This window comes from Streptomyces sp. NPDC058221 (assembly GCF_042882365.1).
In the GTDB taxonomy this organism is placed as follows: Bacteria; Actinomycetota; Actinomycetes; order Streptomycetales; family Streptomycetaceae; genus Streptomyces.
In genome coordinates, this window is record NZ_JBHVWF010000067.1 from 1 (window position 1) to 12,650 (window position 12,650).

16 protein-coding genes are annotated in these 12,650 nt (G+C 69.8%); 8 read left to right on the forward strand and 8 right to left on the reverse strand.

Translation table 11 applies throughout. The annotated features are described in order from the left end of the window. Nucleotides 1-143: 143 nt before the first annotated feature. Nucleotides 144-623, reverse strand: coding sequence for a glycine-rich domain-containing protein (locus ACFVW8_RS21545; RefSeq protein WP_389692326.1), 480 nt, complete (start codon nt 621-623; stop codon nt 144-146). Nucleotides 624-710: 87 nt separating this feature from the next. Further along, complete coding sequence (locus ACFVW8_RS21550; RefSeq protein WP_389692328.1) at nt 711-908, reverse strand: hypothetical protein; 198 nt, start codon at nt 906-908, stop codon at nt 711-713. 318 nt (nt 909-1,226) lie between these two features. Between ACFVW8_RS21550 and ACFVW8_RS21555 the strand changes: the two genes are divergently transcribed. The 3 genes from ACFVW8_RS21555 (at nt 1,227) to ACFVW8_RS21565 (ending at nt 3,432) form a co-directional block, all read left to right on the forward strand. Continuing rightward, nucleotides 1,227-2,345, forward strand: a complete 1,119-nt coding sequence (locus tag ACFVW8_RS21555; protein WP_389692330.1) for a helix-turn-helix domain-containing protein — start codon at nt 1,227-1,229, stop codon at nt 2,343-2,345. 12 nt (nt 2,346-2,357) lie between these two features. Then, the gene (locus ACFVW8_RS21560; RefSeq protein WP_389692332.1) at nt 2,358-2,939 is read left to right on the forward strand and encodes an HD family hydrolase; all 582 of its coding nucleotides are present in this window, start codon (nt 2,358-2,360) and stop codon (nt 2,937-2,939) included. A 322-nt stretch (nt 2,940-3,261) separates the two neighbouring features. Further along, nucleotides 3,262-3,432: a DUF6126 family protein gene (locus ACFVW8_RS21565; protein WP_389692334.1), complete on the forward strand. Its 171-nt coding sequence runs from the start codon at nt 3,262-3,264 to the stop codon at nt 3,430-3,432. 41 nt (nt 3,433-3,473) lie between these two features. Here the strand turns inward: ACFVW8_RS21565 and ACFVW8_RS21570 are convergent, their stop codons facing one another. The 5 genes from ACFVW8_RS21570 to ACFVW8_RS21590 all read right to left on the reverse strand — a co-directional run bounded on the left by ACFVW8_RS21570 (nt 3,474) and on the right by ACFVW8_RS21590 (nt 6,780). Further along, nucleotides 3,474-3,842, reverse strand: coding sequence for an ArsR/SmtB family transcription factor (locus ACFVW8_RS21570; protein ID WP_389692336.1), 369 nt, complete (start codon nt 3,840-3,842; stop codon nt 3,474-3,476). Nucleotides 3,843-4,146: 304 nt separating this feature from the next. Further along, nucleotides 4,147-4,572, reverse strand: coding sequence for an ATP-binding protein (locus ACFVW8_RS21575; protein WP_389692338.1), 426 nt, complete (start codon nt 4,570-4,572; stop codon nt 4,147-4,149). Next, complete coding sequence (locus ACFVW8_RS21580) at nt 4,569-4,718, reverse strand: hypothetical protein (RefSeq protein WP_389692340.1); 150 nt, start codon at nt 4,716-4,718, stop codon at nt 4,569-4,571. The genes ACFVW8_RS21575 and ACFVW8_RS21580 overlap by 4 nt, the downstream gene beginning before the upstream one ends. After that, on the reverse strand, nt 4,718-6,442 hold the full coding sequence (locus tag ACFVW8_RS21585) for a SulP family inorganic anion transporter (protein ID WP_389692342.1): 1,725 nt from the start codon (nt 6,440-6,442) through the stop codon (nt 4,718-4,720). Before ACFVW8_RS21585 ends, ACFVW8_RS21580 begins: the two co-directional genes overlap by 1 nt. After that, the gene (locus ACFVW8_RS21590) at nt 6,439-6,780 is read right to left on the reverse strand and encodes an ArsR/SmtB family transcription factor (protein ID WP_389692344.1); all 342 of its coding nucleotides are present in this window, start codon (nt 6,778-6,780) and stop codon (nt 6,439-6,441) included. Before ACFVW8_RS21590 ends, ACFVW8_RS21585 begins: the two co-directional genes overlap by 4 nt. A 405-nt stretch (nt 6,781-7,185) precedes the next feature. On the opposite strand from ACFVW8_RS21590, the gene ACFVW8_RS21595 reads away from it, so the two are divergent. The 5 genes from ACFVW8_RS21595 (at nt 7,186) to ACFVW8_RS21615 (ending at nt 12,178) form a co-directional block, all read left to right on the forward strand. Then, nucleotides 7,186-7,707 (forward strand): hypothetical protein, encoded by a 522-nt coding sequence (locus tag ACFVW8_RS21595; protein WP_389692346.1) that lies wholly within the window; start codon nt 7,186-7,188, stop codon nt 7,705-7,707. Between the two features lie 111 nt (nt 7,708-7,818). Beyond that, nucleotides 7,819-8,664: a DUF4097 domain-containing protein gene (locus tag ACFVW8_RS21600; protein WP_389692348.1), complete on the forward strand. Its 846-nt coding sequence runs from the start codon at nt 7,819-7,821 to the stop codon at nt 8,662-8,664. Between the two features lie 155 nt (nt 8,665-8,819). Next, a complete protein-coding gene (locus ACFVW8_RS21605; RefSeq protein WP_389692350.1) occupies nt 8,820-9,845 on the forward strand; it encodes an ABC transporter ATP-binding protein in 1,026 nt (341 codons plus the stop codon). Continuing rightward, entirely contained in the window at nt 9,842-10,627 is a 786-nt protein-coding gene (locus ACFVW8_RS21610) for an ABC transporter permease (protein WP_389692352.1), read from the forward strand. Before ACFVW8_RS21605 ends, ACFVW8_RS21610 begins: the two co-directional genes overlap by 4 nt. A 126-nt stretch (nt 10,628-10,753) precedes the next feature. Next, nucleotides 10,754-12,178 carry an NAD(P)/FAD-dependent oxidoreductase gene (locus ACFVW8_RS21615; protein ID WP_389692354.1) on the forward strand — a complete coding sequence of 475 codons (1,425 nt, stop codon included), beginning with the start codon at nt 10,754-10,756 and terminating at the stop codon, nt 12,176-12,178. 15 nt (nt 12,179-12,193) lie between these two features. Here ACFVW8_RS21615 and ACFVW8_RS21620 read toward each other — a convergent pair whose 3' ends face one another. Then, the gene (locus tag ACFVW8_RS21620; RefSeq protein WP_389692356.1) at nt 12,194-12,604 is read right to left on the reverse strand and encodes an SHOCT domain-containing protein; all 411 of its coding nucleotides are present in this window, start codon (nt 12,602-12,604) and stop codon (nt 12,194-12,196) included. Nucleotides 12,605-12,650: the final 46 nt, after the last annotated feature.

Genomic DNA, 12,650 nt, shown 5'->3' on the forward strand with positions numbered 1-12,650 from the left:
TTTTTATTGATCCGCCCCCCACCTATAAATACACCCCTACTAGCGGCGGCCGCGTCCGTTGTTTATACGCCACAGAGGCTGCTCGGTTCTGGGGGCCGCCCGCCGGGTGCCCACCCGGGGCGCCCGGCTACGGGGAACTGGTATTACTTCTTCCCGCCGTTGGGGCTGTCGGTGCAACCCGCGTGGCACTGGGAGCACTCGCCCATCTTGGCGGCTTCAGGCCACAGATCGTGGTCGATCCGGAATCCTGCGGCCGCCAGCGCGTCGAGGGTCCGTTGGCGCTCCGCCTTGGGCCCGTGCTCGCTGGCCTCGCCCCCGGGGGTGGGGACGTGGTGGATGAACCGTCCGGCGACGCGGTCGCAGAACGCGGCGTAGTCGATGGTGTGGAGGATCCAGGTGTGCCAGCCGACATCGACGGGCCTGCTCGGCGACAGTGCGACGTCGGGCAGTGCCGCGCCAGCAGCCAGGAATGCGGCGGTCTGGCCGACGATGCGGCGGGCGTTGGGCAGGCTGGTGTCGGGGTGGTCCTTGGTGATGCGGGCGGCGATCCGCTCCATCATGTCGGGGTCGACGAGCATGGCCGGGTCGGTGGTGCCCACGGGACGCTCTAACGCGATGGTCATGTGCTTCCTCCTGTTCTGGGACGGTGCCCTCGCTTGAGGGCGGGCCCGTTCGCGCCGGGTTACGGGGTGCACCGGCGCGAACGGGAGTCAGTGGATGGTGCGCGTGCAGCAGGGCCCGGCCCAGACTTCGGTGTCGAGGTTGTGGGTGCCGAGTTGGTCGCGGACGATGCCGACGCTGACGGCGCCGGAGGTGAGGGGCTGCCGGCACCAGACACAGGCGCGGCCGGCCGACTGGTCCCAGGTGAGTTCGCTTGGGCCCGGGAGCGGCCGGGTCGGGGCGGTCACTTCGGCCGGGGCACACATTGTGGGCACTCGCAGGCAGGGAAGGCGGCCGTCGGGTCCACGGTCTTCGCCGGCGCCACCTCGGCTTCCGGGCGCACGATGCGCACTGTGCCTTCCCGGGTGACCTCGTACACCTTGAGCGTCATCACGAGTGATCACCCCGTCGCCGTCGGTGAAGAATGTGGCCCACGATGACGCCCCTTCTACTACGCTGAGTTGCTCGGTCAGCCCTGCGCCTTCGACAGTAGGGAGCAGGGGACGCTGCCTGAACTGACCGCAGGTACGGGTGCCCGGCCGTGGTCACCGGGCAAGGGGGACGCCATGGACAGCAGCCCGAAGACCACCCTGACCGGCGGTCAGAGAACAGCCGCCCGCGGCCGCAGCGGGATCATTTCCGGGTACGTCTTCCGCATGATCCGTGAACAACTCGGGCACACCCAGGACACCTTCGCGGAGAAGTTCAACGTCTCGTCCGACACCATCGCCGGGTGGGAATCGGGCCGTCGGCCGCTAACCGCAGTGCCCGTCGGGCAGATGCTCATGCACCGCCATCAACTCCTGCAGCTGGGCAGTGCACCCGCTCTTCTCGTGGCGCTGGAGCGAGCCATGGAGGCGGACGTCCTGCTGGCCAGCGCCCTCGACGAGAACGCAGAAACACTCGACAGCCCTCTCGGGGCGTGGGTCATGCAGCGCGACCTCGTCGAAGTTCTCGCGTGGCCGCTCAACGGCGTCGCGCCCACACCGCTTCGGTCTCTTCCCGATCCGCCCCGCCCGCGGCGCGGCCCCGTGCCGACCGGGCCGGAGCTGGTCACGGATGACCGGCAGAGGTTCTTCACCCGCATGCGCCGCACCGCCGAACAGGCCCGCGGGGCAGACCGCTTCCTCCTTCGCCGCCAGGCCCTCTACCTCGCCGGCTACGACGACGCCGCGGATACCTCCCAGTGGCTGGCCTTACAGCAGCGCACCGAGCGACCTGACGACTGGCTGACAGGGTGGCTCAACTCCCGCTCCGTCGCAGCCGTCGCGGCCAGGCAGGGCGACCAGGAGCGGATGGGGCACTTCATCACGACCACCCTCGCCGACAACGACGCGGGCGAGGCGGCAAACCTGAACTACTGGGCCTATTGGATCGGCGAGGCCGGCGGCCTCCAGCTGTCCGACGACTTCATCGCCACCCCGAACCCCGGTCCCTGGCAAGGGGACGGGCTGATGCGCCACCTCGTTCGGGGTCTGACCCCGCACCACGGGTTCTTCGACCTCAACGTCCACACCCTGTGGACCCTTCTCGCGGCCCGCCCGAACTTGCTGCGTTCGGGAACTCCTGCTGGGCTGGACCTGCGCGCCGCCCTTCCCGTGATGTTGGATAGCCGGGAGTTGTCGGCCCGCACGCGCCGGGAACTCGAAGGCATCCGGTACGCGATCCGCCTCGCCGAGGCGTGAGAGGAGACGAGCGTGGCTGACGACCTGTCCGCAGTGGCGCGCTTCCTGTACGAAGCGGGCACGCTCAAGCACACGCGCCGAACGGGCTGGTGGATGGCAGGGGTCAAGGACCCGGAGAGCGTCGCCGAGCACTCGTGGCGCGCCTCTCTGATCGCCTCGCTGATCGCGAAGCTGGAAGGTGCCGACCCTGCGCAGGCCGCGTTCCTCGCCGTGTGGCACGACACCCAGGAGACCCGCACCGGCGATGTGAACCACGTCGGGAAGAAGTACGCCCCGGCTGGCGACCCGCAGGCAGTGACCGCCGACCAGACGGCCGGCATGCCCGAAGCTCTTGCGTCCGCCATCCGCGACGTCGTCGCCGAGTACGAGGCCAGGGAATCTCCGGAGGCCATCTGCGCGCGGGACGCGGACAAGCTGGAGTGTCTGCTCCAGGGGATCGAGTACAAGGCCCAAGGCTACGAGAACGCTCAGCGCTGGATCGACAACAGCCGCGGCCGCCTGGTGACCGGGACCGGGCAGCGTCTCGCTGATGAGCTCCTCGGGCAGGGCTCGCTGGACTGGCTGCGTACCGCCCTCGGCGAGACGAACGCCTGACCCCGAACGCACGAAGGCGCCCCCTGTCCCGGTCGAAGCCAGGACGGAGGCGTGAGACCGCGAGCTCCTCTTGGTGGCGACGAGCTCGGTGGCGCCTGCCGCCCAGCGCATCGACCGGCTTCGCCCGGTCGGGGCGCTGCGTCGTTCGGGGCGTATCGCCTAGACTTTACGAGTTATGCAATTCGTTAGTTGCCGAGTTCACCAAGCTGTTTGAGCGGGTTGGTGTCGGTACGCGATGTGCTCGCCGCGATCGAGATCGGGTCCCCGGATCCTTCCTGGGCCCCGCAGCGGACACCGAATGACCGACGACAGAAGGCATACCGTGAGTGATGACGGCAAGGACCGGGCCACCCCGCAGGAGGGTGGGCAGGACACCGAGGCGTGGAAGGAGAAGGGCGTCGCCCTGCGGGCGTTCTTCTACATCTTCGGCACCCACCTGTTCGCGGGCTTCGTCTGGCTGCTGTTCTACGTGGGCCAGCACGCCGACAAGTAGGCGCTGCCGACAGCGGGGCGGAAGTGGGTTCGGGCCGCCGTTCAGCGAGGGGTCGACCTGCGCCGCCGGGGCACGGTGTCGGGTTCGGCGGCCTGAAGATCGGCCAGCAGTTCGGCCTGGCCCGTCAGTACGCCGGACAGGATGGTTCGTGCCACCCGCAGCAGCTCCGCCACCTGTGGGTTGGTCAGGGAGTAGTAGACAGCGGAGCCCTCGCGGCGGGGGACGACGAGGTTGGCCCGGCGCAGGACAGCCAGTTGCTGGGAGAGGTGGGCCGCCTCGATGCCGATCTCGGACAGCATTTCGGAGACCGCGTGCTCGCGTTGGCTGAGGAGTTCCAGGACGCGAATGCGCACCGGGTGCCCGAGGGTTTTGAAGAACTCGGCTTTCAGCTGGTACAGCGGCGCGCTCACTGAACGGACCCCGCTGCACGCCTGGCCGCCGGACGGCGAGGCGTCCGGACGGTCGCTGTCGTGCGAGTGCCGTGCATCGCATCCACCTCAGAACTCTTCACCATCGGGTCATCGTCGCGCCCGCACGCCGGGGGCCGTGACCTCGGGTAATTGCCAAGATTAGCAAGGACGAGAGGCGCGAAAGGGGGGTCTGGTGCCCGGCTCAGGGCTGCCAGGATCCCACGGAGCAGCGTGGCGGCGCATCACTCGTCCCGCCGCCGGGCGCCGATGTGTCCGGTCAGGCTTTCCTCCGTGCGTGGAACTTTCACAGAGGGAGAGTGATCCAGATGCTCTTGCCCTTTCCGTCCGCGTCGCCCCGGATGACGGCGCTGCCGCCCAGGCCGAGGGTGAGTTCCATGACGGTGCACAACCCGCCGCCGCGCGCCTCGGTGATCGCCGAGAACAGCCGGGGCTTGTGGGGGTGCCGGTCGTGCACGGCGAACGCGAACGTGTTCGGTCCGGCCGCGTAGATCACGGTCACGGTCGGGGACAGCACGGCGGCGTGCCGGACGCTGTTGGTGACCAGCTCGGACAGGATCAGCAGCGCCGGAGCCACCACGGGGTGATGTCCGCTGACGCCCCACTCGGTCAGGACCTGTTCGGTGGTCTCACGCGAGATCCGCACCGCGGAGCCCATCGCGGGCAGGGTCAGTACATGCCGCAACGGCAGAGCCTCCAGTCGGCTGCTCACCGGGCGGCCTCGTCCCTGTCCGGCCGGAACCCTGCGACGGTCTGCGGGCGGACGGGTACCAGCTGTCCCTGGGACACGCCCTCCAGCAGCCACAGCGCCTCGGTGCCGGGCAGCTCGATCATGCGGCGGGAGACGGGGGCGGTCATCAGGGAGCCTCTTCGGTGACGAGAGCGGTGACGGGTGCGGCGGGCAGGAGCCCGGCCCGGTGCAGGTGGGCGCGGGCCCCGGCGATGGCCTCCGGTGTGGTGGCGTACTCCCGGCCGTCCAGCCGCAGCAGGTCCAGCGCGCCGACCGATTCGAGGGCGCGGCGCTGGCCGGGGCGTATCCCGGAGGTCAGTACGGCGATGCCGCGCCGGTTCAGCTTCTCCACGGCGTCCTTGAGGACCAGGGCCCCGGTGGCGTCCATCGTGGTGATCCGCGACATCCGAAGGATCACCACCTTGACGTCGGGGACCTCGGTGAGCTCCAGGAGGAAGCGGTGAGCGCCGGCGAAGAACACCGGCCCGTCGATGCGGTAGGCGACGATGTGCTGGGACAGCAGCGTGTGTTCTTCCTCGCTGTGCTCGCCCGGCAGATCGGCCTCGAAGCCGACCTGGTCCATCCGGGCCTGGCCGGCAACCGCCCTCAACGCCAGGGTGCCCGCGACGGCCAGGCCGATGATGACCGCGTAGACGAGGTCGAGGGCAAGCGTGGCGACCGCGGTCAGTACCAGCACGACCGCGTCCGAGCGGGTCGCCCGGACCATCGCCCGTAGCGCGCCGACCTCGACCATGCGGATCGCGGTGGCCAGCAGCACTCCGGCGAGCGCGGCCAGCGGGATCTTGGAGACGAGCGGCGCGGCGGCGAACACGATCACCGCGAGGACGGCCGCGTGGGTCAGGGCGGCGAGGCGGGAGCCCGCGCCGCTGCGGACGTTGACGGCGGTACGGGCGATGGCCGCGGTGGCGGGCACGCCGCCGAACAGCGGGGCGGCCAGGTTCGCGATGCCCTGCCCGAAGAGTTCCTTGTCCGGGTCGTGCTTCTGGCCCACCGTCATACCGTCCGCGACCGTGGCCGACAGCAGGGACTCCAGTGCCGCGAGCGCGGCGACCGCTACGGCCGGGGCGAGGAGCGAGCCCAGTGCGGACGGATCGAGGAAGGCCAGCGATGGTGCCGGCAGCCCGGACGGCAGGTCACCGATCGGTGGTGCGGCCTCCAGGTGGAAGAGCTGGGCGGCCAGTGTGGCGGCGACGACGCCGACGATCGAGAACGGGACGGTGGGCCACCACCGGGCGCCGAAGAGCATCACGGCTGCCACGGCGAGGGCCAGGGCGGCCGCGGTCCAGTTCGGGGTACGGGCGAACTCCTCGACGGCCCGCCAGGTCACCACCAGAACCTTGTCGCCCTCGGGTGTGGCGATCCCGAGAGCGTGGGGGACCTGCTGCAAGCCGATCACGCACGCGATGCCGAGGGTGAAGCCCTCCACCACCGGTGCCGGGATGTACCGCATGTACTGACCGGCCTTCAGCAGGGCCAGCGCGATCAGCAGTACGCCGGCCATCAGCCCGACCGTCAGCACCCCGCCCGGCCCATACTCGGCAACGATCGGCACCAGCACCACCGTCATCGCGCCGGTCGGCCCGGAAACCTGGAGATGGGAACCGCCGAACAGCGCGGCGAGCGCACCGGCGACGACAGCGGTGGCCAGTCCGGCCTCGGCGCCCAGGCCGGAGGAGACCCCGAAACCGAGTGCGAGCGGCAACGCCACGATCGCCACGGTGAGGCCGGCGAGCAGGTCGCGCCGCGGATTGCGGGCCATGGCGGCGAAGTCCGCGGGGGCGGGCAGCAGTGCCCGCACCCGGTCCCACGAGCGGGCAGGCAAGCCGCTCACCGCGCCGAACCCTCGGCTTCGCGCAGTTCCGCGAGCAGTTCGTTCTGCCCGGCCAGCATCTCCGTCAGGATCCGTCGCGCCGCCCGCATCAGCTCCGCCACATCCCCGCCCGCCAGCTCGTACACCACCGTCGAACCCTCACGCGCGGACGAGACGATGCCCGAACGGCGCAACACCGCCAGCTGCTGTGACAACGCCGAAGGCTCGACCTCGATCGCCGCGAGCAAGTCACGGACCGGCATCCGGCCCACCTGCAACAGCTCCAGAACCCGTATCCGCACCGGGTGCCCGAGCATTCGGAAGAACTCGGCCTTGGCCTGGTGCAGTGGAACCGGCACGGTCACAGACCCCCTTCACCACCCCGGTGCCCCGGGGCGTCGCTTCGTGCTGTGCCCACGGCGACCTGCCGACACAGCCAACACAGCATGTAGTGAATTGCTGAATTTAGCAATTCATAGATTCATTGGAATGGTCCGGTCGCACGGGGAGGGGTTCGCCGATGCGGCGGGCCCCGCAGGAGCGGGGCCTGGCTGTGCGGATCCAGGCCGAGGTGCGCGATGGCGCCTCGGTGGCACCATTTGACGCCATGCTGTGTCAGCTTGGCGCCGGTCGATTTCGCGACCCATCTTCTGGTCTCTGGCCTGCGGCTATGTATGTATCTACGACTCCGGCGGCCCACCTCGGCGCCAAGTTTGGCGCCACTAAGCTTGCGTGTGGCGCCACAGTGGTGCCATAGTTGAGCCATGGACCTCACGCCGTACGTCGAAACACTGCACAGGGAACTGGCGGTAGCCGCCGAAGCCGGGGGTGACGAAGCCCGCGAGCTTGCCGAGCGGCTGACCGCGCCGCTGGAGTCGGCCACCCGGCTGACCCTGCTGAATGTGCTGTCCGCCGCCATGGACGAGATCACCCGCGAACTCGCCCCCGGCTCGGTCGACGTACGACTGCGTGGCCTCGACCCCGACTTCGTGGTGGTGCTGCCGCAGCGCGAGGACCGGGCCGAACCGCTCGAAGCGACGGCATCCGCGCCGGCACCGGCCCCCGTCGACACGGACGAGGGCGGCACCGCTCGCGTCAATCTGCGTCTGCCCGCCCAGCTCAAGACCCGTGCCGAGGATGCGGCGGCCGGCGAGGGACTGTCGGTCAACGCGTGGCTCGTGCGCGTGGTGGCGGCAGCGGTCGAGACGGGTGGCGCCGCTGCCGCCCCCCGCAATCCCGGTAAGGCCCGGGGCGTCGGGCAGAGCTTCACGGGCTGGGTGCGTTAGCCGGCCCCTCGGAACGACTTCACTCGCACCACGGAACGACTTCACTCGCACCACGTCCCACCAGCGGGGACGCCACGAACTTTCAAGAGGACCCAAGAGGACGGGACAGCCATGCCTTCTTTCGACACTCCCCAGCCGATCTCGGTCAACGCCCATGTGGACGCGGGCTCCCTGCAGTTCGCCGCGGGCGACCGCGCGGACACCGTCGTGGAGGTGGCGCCGCGCGATCCGAAGAAGGACCAGGACGTGCGCACCGCCGAACAGACCGAGGTCACGTTCTCCGGCGGCAAGCTGCACATCAGAACACCCAAGCAGCGCCACCTCTTCGGGCGCACCGGCACCGTCGACATCAGCGTCGGACTGCCCGCGGGCTCCCAGGTGGAGGCGACCGGCGGCTGGGCCGAGGTGCGCGGCGAGGGGCGCCTGGGGGAGGTTCGGGTGAAGACCTCCGCGGGCGACGTCCGTCTGGAGGTGACCGGCCCGCTGCACCTGACCGCGTCCCACGGGTCCATTGCCGTGGACCGTGTCGAGGGCCCCGCCGAGATCACCACCAGCTCCGGCAGCATGCGCGTCGGCACGGTCACGGGTGTCGCCGTCCTGAAGAACTCGCACGGCACCACCAGCGTCGGCGACGTCACCGGCGACCTGCGGGTCAGCGGGGCCAACGGTGACATCATCATCGACCGCGTCCGGGCCTCCGTCTCGGCCACCACGGCGAACGGCACGCTGCGGGTCGGTGAAGTGGCCCGGGGGACCGTGCAGTTGGAGACCTCCTACGGGGCCATCGACGTGGGTGTGCGCAAGGGCACCGCTGCCTGGCTCGATGTCAGTTCGGGGGCGGGGAGTGTGCACAACTCGCTCACCTCGTCCGACAGCCCGGACACATCCGAGGACACCGTCGAGGTCCGCGCCCGTACCCGCTACGGGAACATCGACGTTCACCGCTCCCGCGCCTGAGAGTTCGCGCCTGAGAGTTCGCGCCCGAGAGCTCGCGCCTGAGAGTTCGCGCCCGGCAGCCCCGCCCGGGAGTCCGGGCCGGCGCCCGCGCCTGACAGCCCGCGCTTCGTTCCATCCCCACCCATTCCAGTCCAGCCTTCGATCGGGAGGGCCCCATGCCTTCATCTGTCATGTCCACGTCCAAAAATGCCGACGGTCGGGAGATGTTCACCGCCGTCTCCGCCGTCGGTCTGCGCAAGTCCTACGGCGACAAGGTCGTCCTCGACGGAATCGACCTGAACATCCCGGCAGGCACCGTCTTCGCGTTGCTCGGTCCGAACGGCGCCGGCAAGACCACCGCCGTCAAGATCCTCTCCACGCTCGTCTCCGCCGGCGCCGGCTCCGGCGAGATCAGTGTCGGCGGCCACGACCTGGCCACCGAGCCGCAGGCGGTGCGGGCCGCGATCGGCGTCACCGGACAGTTCTCCGCCGTCGACGGACTGATCACCGGCGAGGAGAACATGCTCCTCATGGCCGACCTGCACCACCTCTCCCGCAGCGAAGGCCGTCGCACCACCGCCGAACTCCTCGAACGCTTCGACCTCGTGGACGCTGCGAAGAAGCCCGCCGCCACCTACTCCGGCGGGATGAAGCGCCGCCTCGACATCGCCATGACCCTGGTCGGCAACCCGCGGATCATCTTCCTCGACGAACCGACCACCGGCCTCGACCCACGCGCCCGCCACAACATGTGGCAGATCATCCGCGAACTGGTCGCCGACGGCGTCACCGTCTTCCTCACCACCCAGTACCTGGACGAGGCCGACGAACTCGCCGATCGCATCGCCGTCCTGAGCGACGGGAAGATCGCCGCCGAAGGCACAGCCGACGAACTCAAGCGCCTCATCCCCGGCGGCCACGTCAAGCTCCGCTTCACCGACCCGGCCGCCTACCGGGCCGCCGCCGCCTCCCTGGGCGAGGCCACCCGGGACGACGCATCCCTGTCACTGCAGATCCCCAGCGACGGCAGCCAGCGCGAACTGCGTTCCCTGCTCGACTGGCTGGACTCCGCGGACATCGAGGCGGACGAACTCACCGTGCACACCCCCGATCTGGACGACGTGTTCTTCGCCCTCACCAGCACCACCAGCACCACCAGCGTCCCCACTCAGACCGACCCGTCCAAGGAGACAGTCCGATGAGCACCCTCTCCCTCGCCGTACGTGACTCGTCCACCATGCTGCGCCGCAACCTCCTGCACGCCCGGCGCTACCCCTCCCTCACCCTCAACCTGCTGCTCACCCCGGTCATGCTGCTCCTGCTCTTCGTCTACATCTTCGGCGACACGATGAGCGCCGGCATCGGCGGCGCGGACCGCTCCGACTACATCGACTACCTCGTCCCCGGCATCCTGCTGATGACCATCGGCAGCACCGTCGTCGGGACCGCCGTGTCCATCTCCAACGACATGACCGAGGGCATCATCGCCCGCTTCCGCACCATGGCCATCCACCGTGGATCGGTCCTGGTGGGACACGTCCTCGGCAGCGTCCTGCAGTCGATCATCAGCGTGCTCCTCGTGGGCGCCGTCGGCGTTGCCATCGGCTTCCGTTCCACCGACGCCACCGTCATGGAATGGCTCGCGGCGTTCGGACTGCTGGTCCTCTTCGCCACGGCACTCACCTGGATCGCCGTCGGTATGGGCCTCATCAGCCCCAACGTCGAAGCCGCCAGCAACAACGCGCTGCCCATGATCCTGCTGCCGCTGCTGTCCAGCGCCTTCGTCCCGCTCGCCTCCATGCCCGGCTGGTTCCGCCCCATCGCCGAGTACCAGCCCTTCACGCCGGCCATCGAGACTCTGCGCGGGCTGCTCCTCGGCAGCGAGATCGGCAACAACGGGTGGATCGCCGTCGCCTGGTGCATCGGCCTCGCGGTACTCGGATACTTCTGGTCCACCTCGAAGTTCAACGGCGACCCGAAGTAACGGCCCTGAAGCAGCAGCCCCGGAGCAACAGCCTCCAAGCAGCCCCGAAGCAACCGCCCTGACCAGCGCGGGCTGCTCCGGGGCTGAGCTACGGTTGGTGCGCAACACGGTTTGGAGGGGGCCGAATTGACACGGGTTGCGATCGTCGGTGGTGGGATCGGGGGTCTGGCCGCCGCGTTGTTCCTGGCGCGGCGGGGACACTCCGTCACGGTGCTGGAGCGGGACGCCCGACGGCCGGGGCGTGATGTCGACGAGGAGTTCTTCGGCCGGCGCCGTCCCGGAGTGCCGCAGGCGAACCAGCCGCACGGGCTGCTGGCCCCGGTCCGCACGGTGCTGCGGGCGGAGAGCCCGGACGTGTACGAGGCGATGCTGCGCATGGGGGCCGTCGAACGCCACGAGTTCGACTGGTTCCCCGAGCATCCGCCCGCCCGGCCGGGCGACGAGGACCTGGTCACGCTGCAGACCCGGCGCATCGTCCTCGAAATCGCCCTGCACGAAGCGGTGCACGGAGAACCGGGCATCGACGTCCGGCTCGGGGAGGCCGCCGAGGGGCTGGCCGTCGACCGGCGCGGTCCCGTCCCACGGGTCACCGGAGTGCGGTCCGCTGCGGGCCGGCACGACGCGGACCTGGTGGTCGATGCCGGCGGGCGCCGCTCCCCGGTGACGGGCTGGCTGTCCGAGGCGGGCTGCCGGGACGCGGTCGTGGAGAACCACCGCATCGGGATCGCGTACGTCTGCCGCTGGTACCGGCTGCGCCCGGACGGACCGCGGAATCCAGGGAGGGTCAAGGCGGGATCGGTCGCGGCCTTCGCGGTCGGCATGGTGTTTCCGTCGGACAACGGCATCTTCGCCGTGTCCCTGACCGTGTCCACATCCGACCCCACCCGGGGAGCGCTCCGGGACCCCGAGGTCTTCGAGCGGGTTGCCCGGACGTTCCCCGCTCCGGCGGCGTGGCTGGATCTGCGGCCCGAGCCGCTCTCCGACGTACTGGCGATGGGAGGCCTCGACAACCGCTGGACGGGTCTCGCAGATGCGGCCGGACCCGTGGTCGACGGGCTGGTCGGGATCGGGGACGCGATCACGCACACCAATCCCACGATGGGACAGGGAGTGGCCCTGGCCCTCCAGGCGGCGCAGTGGGTGGCGCGGCAGGCCGGCACCGCCGAGGACGACCCGGCGGCGTTCGCCGCCGGCTACCACCGCTGGACCGAGCGGACGCTGCGCCCGTGGTTCGACACCCAGGTCGCCATGGACCGGGCCAACGAGGCCCAGCTCAGGAAACCGACTCAGAGGGCGGCGCGGCCGCCGAGCGCGGCAGACCGCGCGAAGGCCGCCCTGTCCGCCTGTTCCTGGGACGATCCGGTCGTCATGCGGGCGCGGGCCCGGATCCGTCATCTCCAGCTGCCCGCGGATCAGGCGTACGGCACGGATGAGGTGCGCGCCCGTGTCGCGAGCTGGCTGGCGGACCGTCCCGACTTCACGCCCGAATACGACGGGCCCGCACGAGAGGAATGGGAGGCCGCGGTGCACCGCACCGGTCGGGCGTTCTGAAACGCTTCCGCGTCGTCAGACGAGAAGCTTCGTCTTCGCTCGCTGGTACTCGTCGTCCGTGAGCGCGCCCTTGTCCTTGAGATCGGCGAGCCTGGTCAGGTCCTCGACGTGGTTGCTCTTCGCCGCGCCGCCCGTGGCATCCGTGCCCGCGGCATCTCGCACGTACGCCTTGAAGGCCGCGTCCCGCTCCTTCGCGTCCTTCGCGTCGCGCGTCCCCATGGACCTGCCGCGGGCGAGCACGTAGATCAGGACGCCCAGATACGGCAGCACAAGGGTCAGGATCAGCCAGCCCGCCTTGGCCCCTCCGCCCAGGTCGTCACTGCGGAAGATGTCCATGATGACGCGGAACAACAGGAACATCCACATCACCCAGAGGAAGAACCAGAGCATGGTCCAGAAGAGGTTGAGCAGCGGGTAGTCGTCCATCGTCCACTCCAGGGCGCCGCGTCGAATGGGTGAATACGAAATAATT

Coding starts and splice junctions, on each gene's coding strand:
- ACFVW8_RS21600 (WP_389692348.1), top strand. CDS start 7,819: ATGCCTTCTTTCGACACTCCCCAGCCGATCTCGGTCAACGCCCATGTG.
- ACFVW8_RS21555 (WP_389692330.1), top strand. CDS start 1,227: ATGGACAGCAGCCCGAAGACCACCCTGACCGGCGGTCAGAGAACAGCC.
- ACFVW8_RS21595 (WP_389692346.1), top strand. CDS start 7,186: ATGGACCTCACGCCGTACGTCGAAACACTGCACAGGGAACTGGCGGTA.
- ACFVW8_RS21545 (WP_389692326.1), bottom strand. CDS start 623: ATGACCATCGCGTTAGAGCGTCCCGTGGGCACCACCGACCCGGCCATG.
- ACFVW8_RS21580 (WP_389692340.1), bottom strand. CDS start 4,718: ATGACCGCCCCCGTCTCCCGCCGCATGATCGAGCTGCCCGGCACCGAG.
- ACFVW8_RS21620 (WP_389692356.1), bottom strand. CDS start 12,604: ATGGACGACTACCCGCTGCTCAACCTCTTCTGGACCATGCTCTGGTTC.
- ACFVW8_RS21610 (WP_389692352.1), top strand. CDS start 9,842: ATGAGCACCCTCTCCCTCGCCGTACGTGACTCGTCCACCATGCTGCGC.
- ACFVW8_RS21605 (WP_389692350.1), top strand. CDS start 8,820: ATGCCTTCATCTGTCATGTCCACGTCCAAAAATGCCGACGGTCGGGAG.